Genomic DNA, 22258 nt, shown 5'->3' on the forward strand with positions numbered 1-22258 from the left:
CCATGTCGCTGCGCTGGTGGACGCCGGGTGGCTGGGGGGAGCACCCGGCGTCCGGCCAGTTCAGAAGCCGATGCGAACGCCGACGCGCCCGGCAAGCGCGTCGTAGCCGCCACCGACTTCGCCCTGGCTTTCGGCAAAGGCCTCGAACCCGGATGTCGCGCGATAGGAAAGGCCGAAGCGGCCCTCGCCATAGGTGCCGAGGCGATCGGCGCCGATCGTCTCACGCGCCCCCGCGATCAGTTCCAGGCCGTAATCGTCGCCGAAGCGGTGGACGGCATGACCGCTGGCATAGAGCGTCAGCGCCGCTCCTTCGGAGAAGGGCATGGTGCCGCCGATGCGGCCGCCGATGCGCCCCTTCACGCCGGTGGAATCGTCGAACGCGATCTGCTGGCGTCCGGCGTGCAGCGTGTCGACGGAGGTGCGCGTCCAGGCGAGCCCGACGGTGGGTTCGACGAACAGGCCGGTGTTGCCGAAGCGCACGCCGATCTCGCCATCCGCACCCCAGGTCGAACCGTCGATCTTGGCGGCGCTGTCGAGCGCGTCGGTCTTCAGCTTGATGTCGTGCCGGTCGTATTTGACGAGCAGGTTGGCGAACAGCGCCTGTCCGACATAGCCGGCATAGAGGCCGATATTGCCGGTGGAGAGCGCGATGCCGTCGCGCGTGTGGCGATAGTCGAGGTCGGACCGGGTGTAGCCCGCGGTCACGCCGAAGCGCAGCGCGCCGCCTTCTCCATCGCCGCCCAGCAGGTCGAGGCCGATCTGCCCGCCCTGGCGCGTCTGGCGATAGGAGAGGTCGGTGGTGCCGCCTTCGCCCGCGCCGGTCCAGTCGCGCGACACGCGGCCGCCCTGCATCGCACCCCACAGCCGCCGGGCGGTGGATGCCCGACCGCCGAGCTGTGCGTCGCGCTGGCCGAGGCCGTTCTGCCGCCACAGGTCGGCGCTGGCATCCCACACATTGTCCGCCGCCTGGATCGCGCCGAGCTGGCGATAGGCGGCATTGCCCGCGCGGCCGACCAGCGCATATTCGCCGCCATCCTGCGCGAGCGTGTAGCGGACGAAGCCGATCTCGAGGCTGGAGGGGGCGATGCGGAAGGCATCGGCCGCCGAACCCGCGCCGGTGCTGACGACGACGATGCCGTCCGGCCCGGTCAGCACCGCGTCCGACGCGTCGATGGCGAGGTCGACGAGCGTCGATCCGGTCGCCGTACCCGCCACCACGAGACGGTCGGCGATGCCCTTTTCCGTGTCGAGATCGACGAACAGTCTGGCGCCGCCGGTCCCGCGATAGTCGCCCGAGAGCGTGAGCGTGTCACCGATCGCGCCGTTGCGCAGATCGATCGCACCACCGTTCTCGAACCGCTCGAGCCCTGCCAACGCATATCGGCCCGCGGCGCGCGCGGTGGCGAGCTTGACGATGCCGCTGTTGCGCAGCGTATCGACGCCGGCGCCGAAATCGCTGTCCTTCGAGACCAGGAAGGTGCCGCGATTGTCGAACAGGTCGTCGCCCGCGGCGACCTTCACCGCGCCTTCGATCCGGCCATGGTTGGTCAGCGCGACGGCGCCGGTTTCGGCGCGGACGGCATAGCCTGCGCCGGCCGCGATGGTGCCGCGATTGACGATCGTCGCGGCGCCCGCGAGCGCGCGCGGATCGGCCGTCACGGTCGCGGTTGCGCCGATGCCGATGCCGCCGCCACCACCGGCGCTGCTGCCGGGGACGGGGCAGGGGTTGGGAGAGCCGTCCGCCGGATCCTCCAGCGCGCAGCGTTTGCCGACGGCGTTGACCAGGATGCCATCCTGCCCGCCGAACACGCTGCCGCCGGCGGCAATGTCGATCGCGACATCCTCACCCTGCGCGAAGATCGCGGTCGCCGCGTCGGACCGGACGGCGCCGCGCAGGTCGAGCGCCACGGTGCCGATCATGTCGGTCTCGATCGCATGGCCGGCGGTCGCGTGGACTCTGCCGGCAAGGATCGTCGCAGTGCCGAGGCCCATCGCGCTGATGCCGGTCGCGCCGGCTCCGGCGACGCTGACATTGGCGGCACGAATGTCGATGTCGCCGGCGCGCGCCACGAGCGGGCCGGATGCCGTGCCGATGAAAAAGCCGGGAAATCTGGTCCGGGCATGGATGCCGGCGCTGTCGGCGCCGGTCGTCCTGACGTCCTGCGCGTCGATCCGCAGGTCGGTGCCTTCGCCGACCGCCTGGATCGCGTTCGCGCCGTCACCGGCGACATCGATCGCCCCGGCCGTACGGATCGTCCCGCCGCCATAGCGCGCGACCATCGCGATGCCGATCGCGTCCGCGCCCGTCGCGGTGAGCGTGCCGGCGCCGATCACCTGGCCTTCGCCGCCCGTCGTGATGCTCTGGATGCCCTTCGCACCGTCGCCGTCGATCAGCAGCGGCCCCGCCAGCTGGACCAGGCTGGATTGGCCGCTGGCCCACAGCCCGACGTTGTTCTGGCCCTTCATTGTCACGCTGCCGGCGCGGACGCGCGCGGTTGCTTCCTGCGCCGTCGCGGATGCGGCAACGGAATAGTCGCCGTCGATGTCGATGGTGTCGACGTCGATCGATGCCGAAGCGAACGCGGAGGATGCGATGATGCCGGCGCCGCCATCGCCCGTCAGTACGCCGACGTCCACGCTTGCGGACCCGGCGACCGAGAAGGCCTGGATGCTGCCGCCCTCGCCGGTGAAACTGGCCGTGTCGATGATCACGTTCAGGCCGCCCAGCGCCTGCGCGGCGACGCCGGTCGACGCAAAGCCGTCGAGCGCGAGGTCACGGATGTGGATATAGCCGTTGCTGTCGGTGATCAGCGAGACGCCGGTGGCGCTGTCGCCGCTGAGCTTGATCGTGTCGACGTCGATATAGACGTCTCCCACCCCCAGCGCGCTGACGCCGATATTGTTGTTGCCGCCGATGTCGATGCTGCCGATGGCGATGTAGGACGAACCGCCGACCACCTGCTCGTCGACGATCGCGCCGTTGAGAAGGTTGATGCCCCACACATAGTCGCCCGAGGATTCGATCCGGTCGATGGCGATATCGACCGCGCCGGCGGTGACCACCTTGACCGTATCCGCGGCGAAACCGCTGGTGGAGACCAGCCCTACGTCGATGATGACATCGCCGGTCGTGCTTTCGGCGATGATCGCGAAGGAATCGTCGCCGACGCTGCGGACCTCGTCGACGGTGATGCGGGTCGTGCCCGTGGCGGTGAAGGTGTTGATGCCCCACGCGAGTTCGCCGGGAATGGCCTGCGACGTGACGGTGCCGAGGTCGATGCTGACGTCTCCCTTGGCGAAGGCCACCGCGCCGGTCGCGCCGCGCGTGCCGATGTGGGTGCCGGCGCCGTTGATGGTGACGCCGCCCTCTTCCGAAACGATCAGCAGACCGGGCGCGCGTGGATCGGGCGTGATCGACAGGCCGGGCTCCAGATCCACGGTGATGTCGCCGGGCGCGTCATAGCCGATGCCCTCGTCGAAGGGCTGATCGCTGGGCGTGCAGGAGACCTGGCCGTCGACCAGCGCACCGCACTCATCCTGCGCATAGGCGGCGGGGGCGGTCGAGCAGAGCAGGGCGGCGGCAAAGCCGATGCCGGTGGCCGAGAGGAGATGCTTCGGTGACGGAGATTTGGTCATCGGCGGGTCCCTTTTGCGCTGTGCCTTTTGGCGTTGCGCGGCGAAGACACCGCCGGTGCGGAAATCCCGCACGGCGATCGAAATTTGTTGTGGGGATGTTTGGAGGGGCGACCGGATCGGTGCGCCGTCGGGCAAGGGGGGGGCGGTGCGCGACGGCGACGGGGTGGGGGGCTGCTTCACCGATCCGGTCAGCCCCTTGATGCGCCGATCGATCGGCGAAAACCATTATACGCAGGTGTAGTCGCGGCCGTCCTTGGCACAGGGCCTGTGCGCTGCCGCGCCCAGGTGGCGATAGACGATGGTATCATCCGGCATGTTGACGCTCGACGCTGGCAGCGCGCTTCGCCATGATCGGGGATTGGTAAAAAATCGGGTAACGGGGTGATCGTGCGGCCGGGGGCGTATCGGTGGATGACGGGGGCCGCGGCGCTGTGCGCGGCAGCGGCGGTGTTCGCCGTAGACATGGTTGCCGGGTTCGACGTGTCGGTCGCCATCCTCTACGCCGTCGTGCTGGCGATCGCCGCGCTCGGGCAGAGCGAACGCGGCATCGTGCTGGCGGCGGCGGGATGCATGTTCCTGGCGGGACTGGGCTGGGCGGCGGTGCATGGATCGTCGCCCGATCTGGCCAGCGTGCTGCGGCTCCTGTTCGCGGCGACCGTGATCTGCCTGACCTGCGCGTTGCTGGTCGGCCGGAAGAATTTGCAGGCGCTGCGCGAGGCGCTGGAGCGCAGCCGCGCCGAACTGCTCGATTTCAACGCGACGCTCGAGCATCGCGTCGAGGAGCGGACCGCCGATCTGCTGCGCACCGAGGCGCGCTATGCCAGCCTGTTCGAGGTCAGCAGCATCACCTTCGCCGAGCAGGATCCGGGCGAGGCGATCGCGATCGTCGCCGATCTGAAGCGTCAGGGTGTCACCGATCTCGCCGTCCATTTCGCAAAGCATCCGGCACTGCTCGACCGTTGCGTGGCGGCGTTCCGCACCGTGCGCGTCAACAGCGCCTGCGCGCGGATGCTGGGCTATGACAGCGTCGAGGAACTGGTCGCGGTGCCGACCGCGTCGCTCTCCGACGACATCGCCAGCGTCGTCCTCCGCCAGCTCGAGATGGTGTTCTACGGCCGCGCGCATATCGAGGGCCGCACCGTGCTCAACGCGCGCGACGGGCGCTGCGTGCCGATCTTCTACACGGTCAACCGCCTGCCCGACGAGCGCCAGCTTTCGAGCCATCTCGACCTGACCGGCCAGGAACGCATCGAGGAGATGCGGCTTGCCGCGCAGGATGAACTGGCGCGCGCCAACCGCGTCGCCACCGTCGGCGCCTTTTCCGCGTCGATCGCGCATGAGCTCAACCAGCCGATCACCTCGATGGTGATGGACGCGCAGACCGGGCTGCGCTGGCTGCGGCGGGCCGAGCCCGATCCGGACGCGGCGATCCGCATCCTCGAACGGCTCGCCCGCACCGCCCAGCGGATGGCCGCGATCGTCGAGCGCACGCGCGACAGCGTCGCCAACGGGGGCAATCGGCGCGCGGTGCCGGTCGATCTCGGCGCGCTCGCCGCCGACACGCGCGACCTGCTGGAACGCGATGCGCGGCGCCGGGATGCGGTGATCGTGCTGGCCTGCGATGCCGAACTTCCCGCGGTGTCCGCCGATCCCGTCGTGCTGCAGCAGGTGCTCGTCAACCTGCTGACCAACGCGATGGACGCCATGCTCGACACCGTGGGGGAGCGCGTGGCGACGCTGTCGATCGCCATGGTCGACGGCCGGGTCGAGGTTTCGGTCGCCGACCGTGGCACCGGCATCGCCGAGGCGGACATGGACCGGCTGTTCCAGCCCTTCTTCACCACCAAGCCCGACGGGGTCGGCATGGGGTTGCAGATCTGCCGATCGCTGATCGAGGGCTATGGCGGCACGCTCACCGCGTCCAATCGGCCCGAAGGCGGCGCACTCTTCACGTTCGCGCTGCCGGTGGGAGCACCGGCCGGCGATATCGGCCGATCATCCGCCGATCGGCATCCGATTGTTTCCGCACGATGTTCAGATCAGCCGTAAAAAGCTAAAACGTAGCCGTTAAATTCTGCTTTAAAGATCCTCTTCCCTTCGGTCCTTCGAGATGCGGCAAGTGTCTCGATGTGTAATGGCGTTCGAACATTGAAGGTGGAGGGTTGCCGACGACTGCTCGTTCGGCGGGAATCAGTCGAAAATCACGCGACTCTGCGCGGGGTGCGGGCAAATCGCGCTGCGGGATTGATTCGACGCACCGTGCCATTTAGGAATCGATGTTCCGGTGGATTTGTGGCCGGCGCCGCCTCGACATGCGCCTGCCGCCAGTTCCTCGTCGCATAGGGGGTCGGGCGGTTTCGGTGTCTCCGGCAAGCACCGTGCCCGCCGGACCTTCGGCAACCCGGTTGCCCTTGCGCGGTCGATAGGCCGGAACCGACGAGTCGTATGGCGTATCCGGCGCGCGTTCCTGCGCCGGGCCTTGAGGATCAGCGACATCTCCATGACCAAAGCGCGTATGAGCCCGCCGGCAATTGGCCCCCTTCTCCAGAAACTGCGAAAGGAAAGAAGCCTTACCCTCGACAAGCTGGCCGCGGCGTCGGGCGTCTCGCGATCGATGCTCTCGCAGATCGAGCGGGGCGAGGCGAACCCAACGCTGGCGACGGTCTGGCACCTCTCGCAGGCGCTGGGCGTGGAGATCGTCGATTTCGTCGGCGGCCAGTCTGCCGAGCGGCGATCGAACATCGAGGTGACGGCCGCCTCGTTCGTGCCCGAAATCCGCAGCGATGACGGCAAATGCGTGATGCGCATCCTGAGCCCGGCCAACGAGGTGGGGCGCACCGAACTCTATCTGCTCAAGGTGGCGCCGGGCGGCACCTTGCAATCCAGCGCGCATGCGCGCGGCGCGTTCGAGCATCTCTCGGTGCTGGAGGGCGAACTCGTCATCGGATCGGGAGATGCGATGGCGGTGATTGGCGTGGGCGGCATCGCGCGCTATCCCGCGGATGTGCCCCATGTGATCCGCAACACCGGAATCGCGGACGCCCAGGCGCTGCTCGTCGTCACCTTGCCGGCCTGACCGGGCGACGCGGTGCAGCCAGGGCTTCCCGACCAGTTGGCGCGCGCGAGCGCGCTGTTGAACGCGCGGCGTTTCGCCGAGGCGGCGGCGCTGCTCGCGCCGCTCGCCCGTCTGCATGCGCGCGTCGGCGCGGTGCGGCACCTCAACGGCGCGGCGCACGCGGCGCTGGGGGATATGGCGGGTGCCGAGCGTGAACTGCGCGCCGCAATGACGCTCGAACCGGCGCGGCATGAGGCGGTGCTGCTGCTGGCGCAACTGCTCGGCGCAGCCGGCCGGCATGAAGACCTGGTGGCATTGACCGATGCGCTGGCGGCGCTGCCACAAGCGCCGGCCGGCGTGTTCGATCTGCGCGCGCGCGCGTTCGAGGCGCTGCACATGCAGGATGCGCGCGTCGCTGCCCGACGCCGGATCGTGGCGCTGCAGCCGGGGCGATCGGTACCCGAGCATAATCTGGCGGCGGCGCTCGGCGACGCCGGCGATGCCGAGGAGGCGGTGCTGCTCGCAAGGCGCGCACTGGGCGCCGCCGACCGGCCGGAAACCTGGCTGGTGCTGGGGCGGGCGCTGCAATCGATGGGCCGGTTCGACGAGGCGGAGCAGGCGCTGCGCGCCGCTGCCCAGCGCCGCCCGGGCTATGTCGATGCGCTGCGCGACCTGGCGCAACTGATCTGGATGCGCGGCGGCGACCTGGCGACGGCGCGGGCGGTGCTGGCGCGCGACGGTTGCGCGCCCGCGGTCGCGGCGCGGCTGCGCGCGGTGGAGGCGCGGCTCATCGAAACCGCGGGCGACGGCGTGGCCGCCTATGCGCTCCTCGCGCGCGAGGGCACGGGCGGCGATGCGGTGGCCGAACTCACCGCTGCGCATCTCGCCATGGCGTTCGATCCCGGGCAGGCGCTCGTTCACGGCCGCCGCGCCGAAGCTGCGGCGCCGGACGATCCCGCGGTCGAGCGCAAGATGATCGAACTCGAACTCGCCGCCGCGCGCCCCGAGGCGGCACTCGCGCGGCTCGATCGCGCGATCGTCCGCCAGCCGCTCGACCAGGGGCTGGTGGCGCTGCAATGGATCGGCTGGCGCCTGCTGGGGGATTCCCGCGCTGCGCTGCTCTATGATTATCGGGCGTTCGTCGGCGCCGCCATGCTCGATTGCCCGCCGGGCTGGACGCGGCTTGAGGATTATATCCGCGATCTGGCGGTGGCGCTGCGCGCCGCCCACGGGCTCCAGCGCCATCCGCTCGATCAGTCGCTGCGCCACGGCACGCAGACCACCGCCGAACTCACCCGATCGCGCGACCCCGCGATCCGGGCGTTCACGATCGCGATCGATGGGCCGATCCGCCGCTATATCGAGGCACTCGGCGCCGGGACCGATCTCGTGCGCCGCCGCCGCGCCCGCGATTATCGGCTGAACGGGCTGTGGTCCGTCCGGCTGCAACCCGGGGGCCATCATGTCAGCCATGTCCATCCGCGCGGCTGGATATCCTCGGCCTGTCATCTCGAACTGCCCGAGACCGATCCGGGATGCGAAGACGGCTGGCTGACCTTCGGGGAACCCGGCATCCCGGTGCGTCCGGCGCTGCCGGCCGAGCATCGCGTGCGGCCGGTTTCCGGCCAGCTCGTCCTCTTCCCTTCCTATATGTGGCACGCGACCGTGCCGTTCCGCTGCCCCGGCAGCCGGCTGACGATCGCGTTCGACGTCGTTCCGGCCTGATACAGGGAATGTTCCGCGGCTCGGCCGCGCCTGGAGGGCACGGATTCAGGCTCCGAGTCGCGCGTGATTCGTTTCATGCAGTTGTAATTTTATTGCGCTGCGGCGCGGGAGAGCATCGTTCGCGAACGCAAAAGGCGCGTCCTCCTGTTTCCTGTGGAGAAATTTCCAATATTTCGGACACGGACCGCGGAAAACAGTGGACAAGACGTTTTTTTGAGACAAGCTTGGGTTGTGAGGAGCGAAACCAGTCGGGGTTATGACTGGCAGTGCGCTCCCAAGTGAAACCTGTTCTGTGTCGATAAACATTCAATGATGTTGTCCAACGGGGTTGGTCGGCAAGCGATGAAATTCGCGCCGGTGAAATCATAAATCAAAAAAGTTCTTCGAGAGGAGGGCTGTTGTGGGCGCACCTTTAAGGGGGAGCTGTGCCATGATCACGATATCTTCTGATACTTGCCGTTTGTCTGCAAAAAATCTTGGCAAGATGAAACTGCTCAAGTCAGTCAGCGGCATTGCCTTTGCCGTTTGCGCCGTTCCGGCGGTTGCGCAGCAGGCCGTCCCGGCAACGGAGGCGCCACAGGACTCGCTCGGAGCGCCCTCCACTATGTCGGAACAGGGGCCGATCGACCCGGGTGCGGAGCCCGCGCGCGAGGAGAGCGGGGACATCATCGTCACAGGGTCGCTGATCGCGCGCCCCGACTATAAATCCAACAGCCCGATCGTCTCGGTCGGCCGGGAATCGCTGGAGGCGACCGGCGAAATCACGGTGGAACGCGCGCTTTCGCAGTTGCCGCAGTTTACCGGCGGCTTCGGTCAGTCGAACACGTCGAGCACCGGCACCGGCCTCAATGGCGGCCAGAGCTATGCGACGCTGCGCGGTCTCGGATCCAAGCGGACCCTGCTGCTGCTCGACGGCAAAAGGCTGCAGCCTTCGAACCCCGATGGTTCGGTCGATCTCAACATCATTCCCGAAGCCTTGATCGGCAATATCGAGGTGATCACCGGCGGTGCTTCCACGGCTTATGGTTCGGATGCGACCGCGGGCGTGGTGAACTTCCGGCTCAAGAACAATTTCACCGGGCTGACGCTGGGCGCGCAGACCGGCATCTCCAACTATGGCGATGGCGCCACCTACCGCCTCACCGCCACCGCCGGCGGCAAGTTCGACGATGGCCGCGGCCGCGTGCTGCTGTCGCTCGACTATTCCAAGCGCGATCGCGCCAAGCGCATCGACCGCCCCTGGTATTCCAACCGCCTGCCACAGACCGGCAACGCCGCCAGCTACCATGGTTCCGCGGTGTTCGCGGGCAATGAGCCGACGCTGGCGGCGGTCAACGATATCTTCGCGGGGCGCTATGGCCTGAATCCGCTGACCACCAGCAATGGCAGCCTGCTCTATTCGGGCGGTGCGCAGATCGGCTTCAACACCGACGGCACCTTGTTCACCGCCAATGGCGTGCCGGCGCTGAATTTCCGCGAACCGGAAACCGACGATGCCTATCTGGTGAACTCGGGCAACACGATCTACGGCCCCTCGCAGCAGATGAAGTTCGGCTTCACCGGTGGCGACGTCAGCAGCAACATGGAACGCTACCAGGCGTTCGGCCGGTTCGATTATGAACTGACCGACGCGATCAAGGCGTTCGGGCAGTTCAGCTATACGACATATGAACAGAATGCGATCGTCAACACGACATTGTCCAACAATGTCTATCTGCAGTCGATGCCCTACAACAACCCGTTCGTGCCCGACGATCTCGCCTATATCCTGGCATCGCGCGCGAACCCGACGGGCGATTTCCAGTTCCACAAGGCGTTCAACGCGGTGGGCAATCGCGGCCAGATCTACGAATATGATGTCTGGCAGTTCATGGGCGGGTTCTCTGGGGAATTCGGCTTCAGGGACTGGACCTGGGAGGTCTATGGCAGCACATCGCGCTCCATCTTCAAGAACACGCAGACCGGCGGCATCAGCCAGAGCCGCCTGACCGACCTTACCTACAGCCCGACCGGCGGCACGGACATCTGCGAGGGCGGTCTCAACCTGTTCGGCAACCTGCCGATCTCGCAATCCTGCATCGACTATATCACCCGCGACACCTTCAACGAGACGGAGATGAAGCAGCATATCGCTTCGGCGACGATGCAGGGCGGCCTGTTCGACCTGCCCGCCGGCGAGATGCGCTTCGCGCTGGGCGCCAGCTATCGCAAGAACAGCTTCTCCTACGATCCCGACGACGCGCTCGACCAGCCCGATGGCACCAGCGACATCATCGGTTTCTCGGTGCTGCGGGCATCGGCGGGCGAAGTGACGGTGAAGGAGGTGTTCGCGGAACTGCTGGTCCCGGTGCTGCACGATCTGCCGCTGATCCAGTCGCTCAACCTCGACCTCGGCTATCGCTATTCGGACTATAATTCGATCGGTGGCGCCAGCACCTACAAGGCCGACATCGACTGGACGGTGTTCGACTGGGTCCGCGTGCGCGGCGGCTATAACCGCGCGATCCGCGCGCCGAGCGTCGGCGAACTGTTCGCGCCGGTTTCGACCGGCAGCATCAGCATCGGCAACCCCGGCGCCAATGTCGTCAGCGGCGACCCGTGCGACATCCGGTCCTCGTTCCGCCTCGGACCGAACGGGGCGCAGGTGCGCAACCTCTGCCTTCAGCAGGGGGTGTCGCCGGCGATCATCGACGGCTTCATCGGAACGCAGCAGATCTTCCCGCTGACCGGCGGCAATCCCAATCTGGAAGAGGAGACGGCGGATACCTTTTCGGCGGGCGTCGTACTCAGTTCTCCATCGGACCATCCGCTGCTGAGCGGGCTGCAACTCTCGGTCGACTGGTACAAGATCGACGTGAAGGACGCGATCGGCGTGCTATCGGTCGTCCAGTCCGTGCAATACTGCTTCAACGTCGGCGGCGCGAATCCCACCTATGATCCCAACAACTATTATTGCTCGCTGCTCGCCCGCTCGCCGCAGGGGCCGCTGGAGCCGCCGACAACCCAGCCCTTGCTGAACCTCGCCACTTTCGGCGTCAGCGGCGTCGACGTCCAGTTCGACTGGACCGCGCGGCTCAGCGATTTCGGGCTTCCCGAAGATGCCGGCCGTATCGGCTTCCGCACCGTCGTCTCCTATCTCGACAGCTTCAAGATCCAGGCGCTGCCGGGCGCACCCACCTATGACTATGCCGGCACGATCGGTGCGTCGGTGGAAACCAATGCCGGCATCACCCACCCGCGCTGGAAGGCGAACACCTCGCTCAACTACGGCAATGACGATTTCAGCATGACCTTCACCTGGCGCTTCATCGACAAGATGAAGAACAGCACCTTCGTGACGTCGCCCACGACCGCGCCGCCGGGGATCAAGAGCTACAACGCCTTCGATCTCAACGCATCGATCAACCTGCCGGAGGAGTTCGCGATGCGGATGGGCGTGACCAACCTCTTCAACAAGGCGCCGCCGTCCTACGGCAACACGCCGCAGACCTATGACGGGAGTTCGTACGACATCGCCGGGCGCTTCTTCTTCGCGTCGGTCACCAAGAAGTTCTGACGAGACGTCGCAAATTGCCGGCCGGTGGCCCGGCGCATCCAACGAAAAGGGACAGGATATGGGCAACAGAAAGAGCCGGGCGACCCATCGCCTGATGGTGACGGTGTCGGCGTTCAGGATGTGCGCGGGTCCGCTGGCCGCTGCCGCGGGGCTGGGGGCTGCGGTCGCGCCGCAGGCGGTGCTGGCACAGGCCGCGGCGCCGACGCCTGAAAGCTTCTTCGGGCACCGCATGGGCGCCGACCGCAAGCTGCTCGATTACGACAAGCTGATGGCCTATTACCGGCAACTCGCAGCGACCAGCGATCGCATCAAGATGGTCGAGATCGGCAAGTCCGTCGAAGGCAAGCCCTTCGTCGCCCTGTTCATCTCCGCCCCCGAGAATCTCGCCCGGCTCGAAGAGTATCGGCAGATGAACGCCAAGCTCTCCGACCCCCGCGGGGTCGCGCAGAGCGAACTGGATCAGATCGTGCGCGACGGCAAGGCGATCATCGTCCAGTCCTATGATCTTCACTCCAGCGAGATCGGTTCCTCGCTGACCGCGGTCGAATATACCTATGACATGGTGACGCGCACCGATGCGGTGGCGATGGGGGTGATGAACAACGTCATCACCATCGTCTTGCCGTCGATCAATCCCGACGGTCACCAGATGATCTACGACTGGTACACCAAGTCGCTCGGCACGCCGTTCGAAGGCGGGCCGATGCCGTGGATGTACCAGAAATATATCGGCCACGATAATAACCGCGACGCCTTCATGCTCAACATGCCGGAATCCCAGAACCTTGCGAAGATCCTGTTCCGGGACTGGATTCCGCAGGCCTATATCGATCATCATCAGATGGGCGCCTATTCGGCGCGCATCTCGATCCCTCCTTATGCCGATCCGGTCCGACCGGGCGCCGATCCGCTCGTGTGGCGCGAGATGATCTGGTTCGGTTCGCAGATGGGTTACGACCTGTCGGCGGCGAAGCTTTCGGGGGCGGCGGGCGATGCGATCTATTCCGGCTGGGGCCATTTCGGGTTCCACTGGATCACGCCGTTCCACAATACCGCGGGCATGCTGACGGAATCCGCCAGCCTCAATCTGGCGACGCCGCTCTACGTCCATCCGGACCAGCTGCAAGGTGGCCAGCGCAACATGCCGGACAATTCGCCGCAGATAAACATGCCCGATCCCTGGCCGGGCGGATGGTGGCGCGCGCGGGACATCGTCGATCGCCAGAAAGTCGCGTCGTGGTCGCTGGTCGAACTCGCTTCGAAGAACCGCGAGACGGTGCTGCGCAACGCCTATCTCAAGGCACAGCGCCAGACGCAGCGCGGGCTGGAGGGTGAGGTCAAAGCCTATGCGATCAGCATCGACCAGCATGATCCGCTGACGATCGGCAAGATGGTCAACGCGCTGCGGCTGCAACAGGTGGATGTGCTGCAGGCGCCGGAGGCGTTCGTCGCCGACGGCCGTTACTATCCGGCGGGCAGCTATGTCGTGCCGATGAACCAGCCCAATCAGGGGCTCGTCCGCTACCTGCTCGGCGAGACGCATTATCCCGACAACGGCTACACCCGTGACAAGGATGGCGCGCCGATCCGGCCGTACGACATGTCGACCGATGCGCTGACCGAATTCATGGGCATCGCGTCCGATCCGATCGGCACGCCGATCACCGCCGCGCTGACGCCGGTGGGCGGCAATGCGATCAAGCCGGGAACGGTCGCTTCGGCGGGCACCTATCGGCTCGACGGCGCGCTCAACGACAGTTTCCACGCCGCCAACCTGCTGATGCGCGCCGGCGCGACGGTGAAGCGTGTCACTGCGGCGAGCGCCACCGCCAAGCCGGGGGACTTCCTCGTCACCGGCGCGACGACGGCCACGGCGCAATCGATCGCGGCGCGCACCGGCGTCAGCTTCGCATCGGGCGACGGCGTGGCGGCCACCGACGCCCCGCTCAAGGCACCCCGCATCGGCTTGTTCAACCGCTATCGCGGCGGCAATATCGACGAGGGCTGGACGCGCTTCCTGCTCGAACAATATGGCTACAACCAGAAGCAGTTGATGGACGCCGAGATCAAGGCTGGCGGCCTCATCAAGAAATATGACGTCATCATCCTGCCGGCGGACGCCACGCATCTGATGACGGGCGAAGCGCCGCCGCCGGGCGGCCGATCCGAATATATGCCCGATCAGAACATGATCCCGCCCGCCTATCGCAGCGGTTTCGGCGACGAGGGCGTCAAGGCGCTGGAGGATTTCGTGAAGGCCGGGGGCCGGCTGATAACGTTCGGCGAGGCGGGCGACCTGCCGATCAAGAAGTTCAAGCTGCCGATCAAGAATATCGTTGCCGGCAGATCGACCAAGGAATTCTGGTCGCCGGGCTCGACGCTGAAGATCAAGGTCAATGACGCCGATCCGCTCGCCTATGGCATGCCGAAGGATGCGCTCGCCATCTTCATCATGGGCAGCCAGGTCTATGAAGTCGCGCCGACGCCGAAGAATGATCAGGTCGATATCGTCGCGACCTATGCAGACGGCAATGTGCTCCGCAGCGGCTGGCTGGACGGCGAGAAGCTGATTGCGGGCAAGGCGGCGATGGTCTCGGTGAAGCATGGTGCGGGCGAGGTTGTGCTGATCGGCTTCAGGCCCCAGCATCGCGCCCAGGCGCATGGCACCTTCAAGCTCCTGTTCGACAGCCTGATCAAACCCGCAGGCTGATCGGACCGGCGCGGCGACACTGTCGCCGGAAAGTGTCGCCGCGCCGGCAATATGTCGTGTTCCCCGGGGGAGTATCCATGATGACGTCGTTTCGTTTCTGCCGCGCCGCCGGCGTGGCCTTGACCGCGCTGGCTCTCGTATCGGTGGCGCCGGTTCATGCGCAGGAAATCACGCCGGAGAAGCTCGCCGCGCTCAAGATCGATGCCGCCGCACGCGTCGACGGCAAGGCCAAGCTGATCCAGGAGATGGTGGATTCGATCTTCAGCTTCGGCGAACTGGCGATGCAGGAGGTGGAGACCTCCCGCTACGTCACCGAGATCCTCGAGAAGAACGGCTTCAAGGTCACCCGCGGCGTCGCCGGCATGCCGACGGCGTGGACGGCGGTATGGAGCAACGGCACCGGCGGCCCGACGATCGCGGTCGGTTCAGACATCGACGGCATCCCCAAGGCCAACCAGAAGCCCGGCATCGCATGGCGCGAGCCGATGGTGCCCGGCGCCCCCGGGCATGGCGAGGGGCATAATTCGGGGCAGGCGGTGAATGTCGCCGCCGCACTCGCGGTCAAGGAGATCATGACGCGCGAGAAGATCGCCGGCACATTGATGCTGTGGCCGGGCGTGGCGGAGGAGCCCGTCGCTGCCAAGGCGTTTTTCGTGCGTGACGGCGTCTTCGCCAATGTCGATGCGGTGTTGTTCACCCATGTCGGCTCCAACCTGCAGACCAGCTATGGCCAGCCGAGCGGCACCGGCGGCGTTTCCGTGCTCTACACCTTCAACGGCGAGTCCGCGCACAGCGCCGGTGCGCCATGGCGCGGGCGCAGCGCGCTCGACGCGGTCGAGCTGATGGATGCGGGCTGGAACTTTCGCCGCGAGCATCTGCGCCCTGAACAGCGCTCGCACTATGTCATCAAGGACGGCGGCGATTTCCCCAACGTCGTGCCTTCGGTCGCAACCGTCTGGTATTATTTCCGCGAGCAGACCTTCGAGAATATCCGCAAGAACTACGAGATCGGCAGCAAGATCGCGCAAGCCGCGGCGATGATGACGGATACGACCGTCACCAGCCGCATCATCGGCACCGCGGCGCCGCAGCATATGAACAAGCCGATGGCGGAGGCGGCTTATGAGAATATCAAGCGCATCGGCCTGCCGACCTGGACGCCCGAGGAACAGACCTTCGCCAAGGCGGTGCAGAAGCTGGTCGGCGGCAAGGAAACCGGGCTCGACACCGAACTGAAGCCGTTGACCCCGCCCGATCCGGAGCCCAAGAGCGGCGGCTCCGACGATATCGGCGACGTTTCCTGGACCAAGCCGACGATCACGATCCGCTTCCCTTCGAACATCCCCGAATTGCCCGGTCACAACTGGTCCAACGCGATCGCGATGGCGACGCCGATCGCGCACAAGGGCGCCGTGGCGGGATCGAAGGCGATGGCGATGACGATCCTCGATCTGATGACGACGCCCAGGCTGCTGGCGGAGGCCAAGGCCTATTATACCGACGTGCAGACCAAGGACGTGAAGTATCAGCCGATCCTGACCAACGAAAAGCCCTATATCGAGATGAACGGCGATATCATGGGAGAATTTCGCGAACGCATGCGGCCGCTTTATTATAATCCGAAGAAGTACAAGACCTATCTCGAGCAGATCGGCGTGACCTGGCCGACGATCGTCAAGCCGAACTGATGCGATGATCCAGCCCATCCCCTTCAGGGAACGGGCTGGGGTGGGGGGAATTGATCACTGGCTCCGTCCTTTGTCGGACGGCCCCCACCCCCGATCGCTTCCTGAAGCGGAGGGGAGACTGGCTGGAGCAGCAATCCGATGAGCGTATCGATCTCCGATGTCCGTCGGGCGCGCGTGCGGCTTGGCGATGCGATTGCGCGGACTCCGTTTCTGCTCTCGCACACCTTGTCCGAACTGGTCGGTGCCGAAATCTGGCTGAAGTTCGAAAACCTCCAGTTCACCGGATCGTTCAAGGAACGCGGCGCGCTCAACAAATTGCTGACGCTCGACGATCATGCCCGCACCCATGGCGTGGTCGCGGTGTCCGCTGGAAATCATGCGCAGGGCGTTGCGCTTCACGCCCGTCGCCTCGGCATCCCGGCGACCATCATCATGCCCTCCACCACGCCGACGGTGAAGGTCTCGCGCACCGAGAGCTTCGGCGCGCGCGTCGAACTGATCGGCCGCAGCTTCGACGAGGCGAGCGCGGAGGTGGCGCGCTTCGTCGCGCGTGGGCTGACCTTCATCCACCCGTTCGACGATCCCGATGTGATGGCGGGGCAGGGGACGGTCGCGCTGGAGATGATCGAGCAGGGGCCGCCGCTCGACATGGTTGTGGCCGCGGTCGGCGGCGGCGGGCTCATCGGCGGCGTCGCAACGGCTTTCAAGAGCGAGGCGCCGGCGACGCAGGTGGTGGGCGTCGAGACCGAACTCTATCCCTCGATGGCACGGGCGATGGGGCGGCATGACGGCCCGGTGCCCGGCGGCGCCACGATCGCCGAGGGCATCGCCGTTACCGAGCCCGGGCACCTGACCCGGCTCGTCGCGCGCGAACGGGTCGACGGCATCGTCGTCGTGCGCGAGGCGCAGATCGAGGAGGCGGTGGCGCTGCTGCTCCAGATCGAGAAGACCCTGTGCGAGGGCGCCGGTGCCGCGCCGCTCGCCGCGCTGCTGACCGATCCGGCGCGTTTCCGCGGCCGGCGCGTCGGGCTGATCCTGGGTGGCGGCAATATCGATGTGCGGCTGCTGACCGCGATGCTCCAGCGCCACCTCGTCCGCGCCGGCCAGCTCGTCCGCTTCCGCGTCGTCACGCCCGACAATGCGGGCTTTCTGGGCACCGTCGCGACGCGGATCGGGCAGCTGGGCGGCACCATATTGGAGGTCGACCATGATCGCGTGTTCGAGGACGGCTCCGCTCAGTCCGCCAGCATGATCTTCACGGTCGAACTGCCCGATCGCGCGCGCGGCGGACGGATCCTGCGCGTGCTGAACGGAGAGGGGTTCCGCGCCAGCCTCGTCGAGACGCACACCCCATATCCGATGAGCGCCGTCGCATGATGACGCGTGCCGCCGCGATAACGATGCTGGCACTGCTCGCCTTGATCCTGCTGTTGACCCTGTCGGGCGGCAAGGATGCGGACGACGGCACCAGGAAGAGCGGGCCGGCGGCGACGACCGCCGTTCAGCCCGCCACCACCGCCGACGGTCCCTCCGTCAGCGCCACCGTGTAGACCCGCCGCGCGACGCGCCATCCGGCGTCCGTCCGCACCAGATCGTCGGCATATTGGCCCCACATCGAATAGAGCGCGCCTTCATGCGCGCCGCGGCCGCGGTGGACGGCGTAGTAATGGACTCTTGCCGTCGCGCTGTCGCCGTCGGTGCGGATGCGGAAGTTGAGCACATTGTGGTGCGTCGCGCCGCAGCTCGATTGCGGGCCGAGATTGGCGTGCATCGAGGCGATCAGGCTGGCCCGGTTGGGGCTGATCACGCCCGGCCCCAGCGCCTGCGTGTAATCGCCCACGGCATCCTCGGTGAACACCTCGTCCATGCGGTCGAAATCCTTGGAATCGACGATCTCGCAGTAGCGCACATAGACTTGGGCAATCGCATCCTTCTCGATCAGGTCGGCCGACGACATTCGATTCTCTCCCGTTCTGATTGCGTAGTGTTTGGCGGCATTGCTTGCCGTTGCGGCGGATCGGGTTCACCTGATATGTGATTCTGCGTCGCCAGATGATCCCATTGGCTGCGCATCATGGGCCGCTTTCTTGCCGCTTGTCCAGCCGGGGGATAGCCTGATCGCGATCGGAAAACGGGCGGTGGGATCGGCGAAGCGCATGCCGGGCCGCGCAAGTCGGCCCGTGCCGGCAGCAGGATCACAGGAGAGAGCAATGGCAGCCATGTTAATCAAGGGCGGTACCATCATCGACGGAACGGGTGCGGATCGCCGGGCGGGCGATGTGCGCGTGGTCGATGGATGGATTGCCGAGGTGGGCGAGGATCTGGCCGCGCAGGCGGGCGACGAAATTTTCGACGCCAGCGGCTGCATCGTCTCGCCCGGCTTCATCGAGGGGCATACCCATTATGATGCGACGATGTGGTGGCAGCCCGATCTCGATCCGCTGCCCGGCGTCGGCGCCACCACCGTGATCACCGGCAATTGCGGCTTCACCGCCGCGCCGATGTCCGACGACAGGGATGCGCAGCTGGAGATGGTCAAGATCTTCAGCTTCTTCGAGGATATCCCGCTGGAGCCGTTCCTCAAGCATGTGCCGTGGGATTGGCGCACCTGGTCCGAATACAAGGCGTCGGTCAAGCAGCGGGTGAAGCTGCCGCTCAACAACGCCGCCTTCGTCGGCCACATCGCGATCCGCATGGCGGCGCTGGGTCTCGAAGCCTGGGAGCGGCCGGCGACCGCCGAGGAGCGGCAGGTGATGGCGGCGATGCTGGACAATGCGCTTGCGAATGGCGCGCTCGGCCTGTCGACCAACCTGCTCGACCATGATGGCGACAACCGGCCGATCCCGACGCTGGTGGCGGACGATGCCGAGTTCGAGGCGCTGTTCGACGTGCTGGAACGCTATCCCGCCACCACCTTCCAGTGCATCATCGACGTGGCGCTGATGCGTGATACCGGCCCGGCACAGACCGACCGGATGGCGAAGCTGCTCAAGGGCCGCAACGTGCGCACCCAGCTCACCGGCGCGATCCCGACCGTCGCCTACCAGAAATATCTGTTGCAGCCGATGCGCGACCGGGTCGAGCAGATGCGCGCCGACGGCATCGATGTGTGGCCGGGCTATGCGCATGTGCCGCTGACCGGCCAGCTCAGCCTCTACAAGTCGCTGATCTTCGCCCAATCCAACGATTATGTCTGGCACGAGGTGGTGAAGGCCGACGGCGCCGAGGCCAAGGAAGCGCTGTTGCGCGATCCCGCTTGGCGGGCGCGGGCGCGCGAGAGCTGGGATACGCAATGCTATCCGCAGTCGCCGATGAACAACCCCAAGATGCTGCTGCTGACCAAGCTCGGCTCCGACAATGGCGAAGGGCCGTTCTGCACCTTGCAGGATTATGCCGAGGAACTGGGCCTGCACCGTTCCGACGCGATGGCCGAATGGCTGCTGAAGAATGGCGTGCTCTCCACGGTGCGCATGGCACCGTTCGACATGGACGACGAGGTGGTCGTCGACATGATCCGCGACCCGAGGACGGTGGGCAACATCACCGATGCGGGCGCGCACCTGCAGATGCTGTGCGGCGGCGGCGAGAACCTCGTCTACCTCACCAAATATGTCCGCGATCAAAAGGCGATCAGCCTCGAGGAGGCGGTGCATTCGATGACCGGCAAGCTCGCGGGCCATTTCCACCTGACCGACATCGGCGAGATCAAGCCGGGCAAGCGCGCGGACATCGTCGTGTTCGATTTCGACGAGATCGAGCAGCACGACATGGAGAAGGTCTACGACGTCACCGACGGCAAGGGCGGCATCACCTGGCGCTACACGCGCAAGGCAGCGCCGATGAAGCTGACGATGGTCAACGGCGAGCCGATCTTCCGCGACGGTGCCTATACCGGCGCCAAGCCCGGTGCCTTCCTGGAACCCGCCAACGACAGCCAGCCGACCGCCATCGCGGCGGAATGACCGGACACAACAGAAACGGAGAGTGATTATGACGGATATGCTCATTCGCGGAGGCCGCGTCATCGACGGCACCGGATCGGCTGCCTATGATGCCGACGTCCGCATCGCCGGCGACCGCATCGTCGAGATCGGCAGCGGCCTGCAGCCGGCGGCGGGCGAGGAGGTGTTCGATGCGGCGGGATGCTATGTCACCCCCGGCTTCATCGAGAGCCACACCCACTACGACGCGACGATGTGGTGGCAGCCCGACCTCGATCCGCTGCCCGGCAACGGCGCGACCACGGTGATCCTGGGCAATTGCGGCTTCACCGCGGCACCGCTTTCGAAGGACAAGGCGGCGCAGCTGGAGATGATCAAGATCTTCAGCTTCTTCGAGGATATCCCGCTGAAGCCGTTCCTCGAGCATGTGCCGTGGGACTGGGAGACGTGGTCCGAGTATCGCCAGTCGATGGCGCGCAACATCAAGGTGCCCGCCAATTATTCGGCATTCGTCGGCCATATCGCGCTGCGCCTCGCGGCGATGGGCGTCGAGGCGTGGGAGCGGGCGGCGACGCCCCAGGAAATCGCGCGGATGGCCGAACTGCTGGAGGATGCGCTGGCCGCCGGCGCGCTGGGCATGTCCGACAATCTCCACGACCATGACGGCGACGACCGCGCCATCCCGACCTTGATTGCGGACGATGCCGAGTTCGAGGCGCTGTTCGCGGTGATGGAGCGCTATCCGGGCACCACCTACCAGTGCATCATCGACACCTTCATGCGGAAGACCGGGCCCGCCAGCCTCGAACGGCTGGGGCGGCTGACCAAGGGCCGCGGCATCCGCATGCAGATCGCGGGCGCGGTGCCGACGCTGGAGTTCCAGAAGGATATCCTGCCGGCGCTGACCGAAACGCTGACGCGCCTCAAGGCGGAAGGCGCCGACATCTGGCCGGGCTATGCGCATGTCTCGCCCACCAGCACGCTCAGCCTGATCAAGTCGCTGATCTTCGCGCAGTCCAACGACTATATCTGGCACGAGGTGGTGCTGGCCGAAACGCATGAGGAAAAGGCGCGGCTGCTCGCCGATCCGGACTGGCGCGCGCGCGCGCGCGAAAGCTGGGACACCAAGGCCTGGCCGCATTCGCCGATGAACAACCCGCAGGATCTCTACCTGCTGGATTCGGAGAATGGGGCGGGGCCCGTCGGCGGCACGCTCAAGGAATTCGCCGAAAGCCGCGGGCTGCACCGGTCGGACGCGATGGCGCAGTGGATCATCGAGAACGGCACGCGCTCGACCGTGCACATGGCGCCCTTCCCCAAGGATGAGGAGCTGACGCTCAAGCTGATGATGGACCCAAAGTCGGTCGGCAACATCTCCGATGCGGGCGCGCATCTGCAGATGCTGTGCGGCGGCGGCGAGAATATCCTGCTGTTCACCAAATATGTGAAGGATGGGCTGCTGAGCCTGGAGCAGGCGATCCACATCAAGACCGGCAAGCTGGCCAATTTCTTCGGCCTGCACGAAACCGGCGAGATCAAGGAAGGCCGCCGTGCCGACGTGGTGGTCTTCGACCTCAGCGAGATCCGCTATCGGGCGATGGAAAAGGCCTATGACGTGCCGGACGGCGAGGGCGGCACCACCTGGCGCTTCACCCGCCAGGCCGCGCCGATGCGGCTGACCTTGGTCAACGGCGTGAAGACCTTCGCGGACGGCGCCTATACCGGCAACAAGCCGGGCGAATATCTGGCACCCACCGCGGCGCCGGTCGAGACGCGGCAGCTGGAGGAAGCGGCCGAATAAGCCCGCTTACGGGAGACTGCGGGGCAGGGCGGCGAGAGCCGCCCTGCCTTTTGCTTTTTTCGGACTGGGGTAGCGGGGCGCTACGCGTCCTCGGCCCGCGCCCCACCGGCAGTCTTGAAACGCGTCGCCGCCTCTCCCCATCGCCG

General features: G+C 66.2%; 12 protein-coding genes. 10 read left to right on the forward strand and 2 right to left on the reverse strand.

The annotated features are described in order from the left end of the window. Positions 1 to 60: 60 nt before the first annotated feature. On the reverse strand, positions 61 to 3636 hold the full coding sequence (locus tag NX02_RS07280; RefSeq protein ID WP_158013950.1) for an autotransporter outer membrane beta-barrel domain-containing protein: 3576 nt from the start codon (positions 3634 to 3636) through the stop codon (positions 61 to 63). A 411-nt stretch (positions 3637 to 4047) separates the two neighbouring features. Between NX02_RS07280 and NX02_RS07285 the strand changes: the two genes are divergently transcribed. The 8 genes from NX02_RS07285 to NX02_RS32275 all read left to right on the forward strand — a co-directional run bounded on the left by NX02_RS07285 (position 4048) and on the right by NX02_RS32275 (position 17920). Continuing rightward, entirely contained in the window at positions 4048 to 5685 is a 1638-nt protein-coding gene (locus NX02_RS07285) for a sensor histidine kinase (protein ID WP_025291535.1), read from the forward strand. Positions 5686 to 6136: 451 nt separating this feature from the next. Continuing rightward, complete coding sequence (locus tag NX02_RS33550; protein ID WP_039996469.1) at positions 6137 to 6712, forward strand: helix-turn-helix domain-containing protein; 576 nt, start codon at positions 6137 to 6139, stop codon at positions 6710 to 6712. Between the two features lie 12 nt (positions 6713 to 6724). Then, positions 6725 to 8416: a putative 2OG-Fe(II) oxygenase gene (locus tag NX02_RS07295; protein ID WP_158013951.1), complete on the forward strand. Its 1692-nt coding sequence runs from the start codon at positions 6725 to 6727 to the stop codon at positions 8414 to 8416. Positions 8417 to 9020: 604 nt separating this feature from the next. Continuing rightward, entirely contained in the window at positions 9021 to 11972 is a 2952-nt protein-coding gene (locus NX02_RS07300) for a TonB-dependent receptor domain-containing protein (protein WP_025291538.1), read from the forward strand. A gap of 58 nt (positions 11973 to 12030) precedes the next feature. Continuing rightward, entirely contained in the window at positions 12031 to 14682 is a 2652-nt protein-coding gene (locus NX02_RS07305) for a M14 family zinc carboxypeptidase (RefSeq protein ID WP_025291539.1), read from the forward strand. A 77-nt stretch (positions 14683 to 14759) separates the two neighbouring features. Further along, positions 14760 to 16370 (forward strand): amidohydrolase, encoded by a 1611-nt coding sequence (locus tag NX02_RS07310; protein ID WP_245648794.1) that lies wholly within the window; start codon positions 14760 to 14762, stop codon positions 16368 to 16370. Between the two features lie 138 nt (positions 16371 to 16508). After that, on the forward strand, positions 16509 to 17747 hold the full coding sequence (locus NX02_RS07315) for a threonine ammonia-lyase (RefSeq protein WP_025291541.1): 1239 nt from the start codon (positions 16509 to 16511) through the stop codon (positions 17745 to 17747). Next, on the forward strand, positions 17744 to 17920 hold the full coding sequence (locus NX02_RS32275) for a hypothetical protein (protein WP_158013952.1): 177 nt from the start codon (positions 17744 to 17746) through the stop codon (positions 17918 to 17920). The genes NX02_RS07315 and NX02_RS32275 overlap by 4 nt, the downstream gene beginning before the upstream one ends. Here the strand turns inward: NX02_RS32275 and NX02_RS07320 are convergent. Continuing rightward, the gene (locus NX02_RS07320) at positions 17872 to 18327 is read right to left on the reverse strand and encodes a nuclear transport factor 2 family protein (protein WP_025291542.1); all 456 of its coding nucleotides are present in this window, start codon (positions 18325 to 18327) and stop codon (positions 17872 to 17874) included. The genes NX02_RS32275 and NX02_RS07320 overlap by 49 nt on opposite strands. A 253-nt stretch (positions 18328 to 18580) precedes the next feature. On the opposite strand from NX02_RS07320, the gene NX02_RS07325 reads away from it, so the two are divergent. Both NX02_RS07325 and NX02_RS07330 read left to right on the forward strand, forming a co-directional pair. Then, positions 18581 to 20332: an N-acyl-D-amino-acid deacylase family protein gene (locus NX02_RS07325; RefSeq protein WP_025291543.1), complete on the forward strand. Its 1752-nt coding sequence runs from the start codon at positions 18581 to 18583 to the stop codon at positions 20330 to 20332. A gap of 28 nt (positions 20333 to 20360) precedes the next feature. Next, positions 20361 to 22112 carry an N-acyl-D-amino-acid deacylase family protein gene (locus NX02_RS07330; protein WP_025291544.1) on the forward strand — a complete coding sequence of 584 codons (1752 nt, stop codon included), beginning with the start codon at positions 20361 to 20363 and terminating at the stop codon, positions 22110 to 22112. Positions 22113 to 22258: the final 146 nt, after the last annotated feature.

Source organism: Sphingomonas sanxanigenens DSM 19645 = NX02 (assembly GCF_000512205.2).
In the GTDB taxonomy this organism is placed as follows: domain Bacteria; phylum Pseudomonadota; class Alphaproteobacteria; order Sphingomonadales; family Sphingomonadaceae; genus Sphingomonas_D; species Sphingomonas_D sanxanigenens.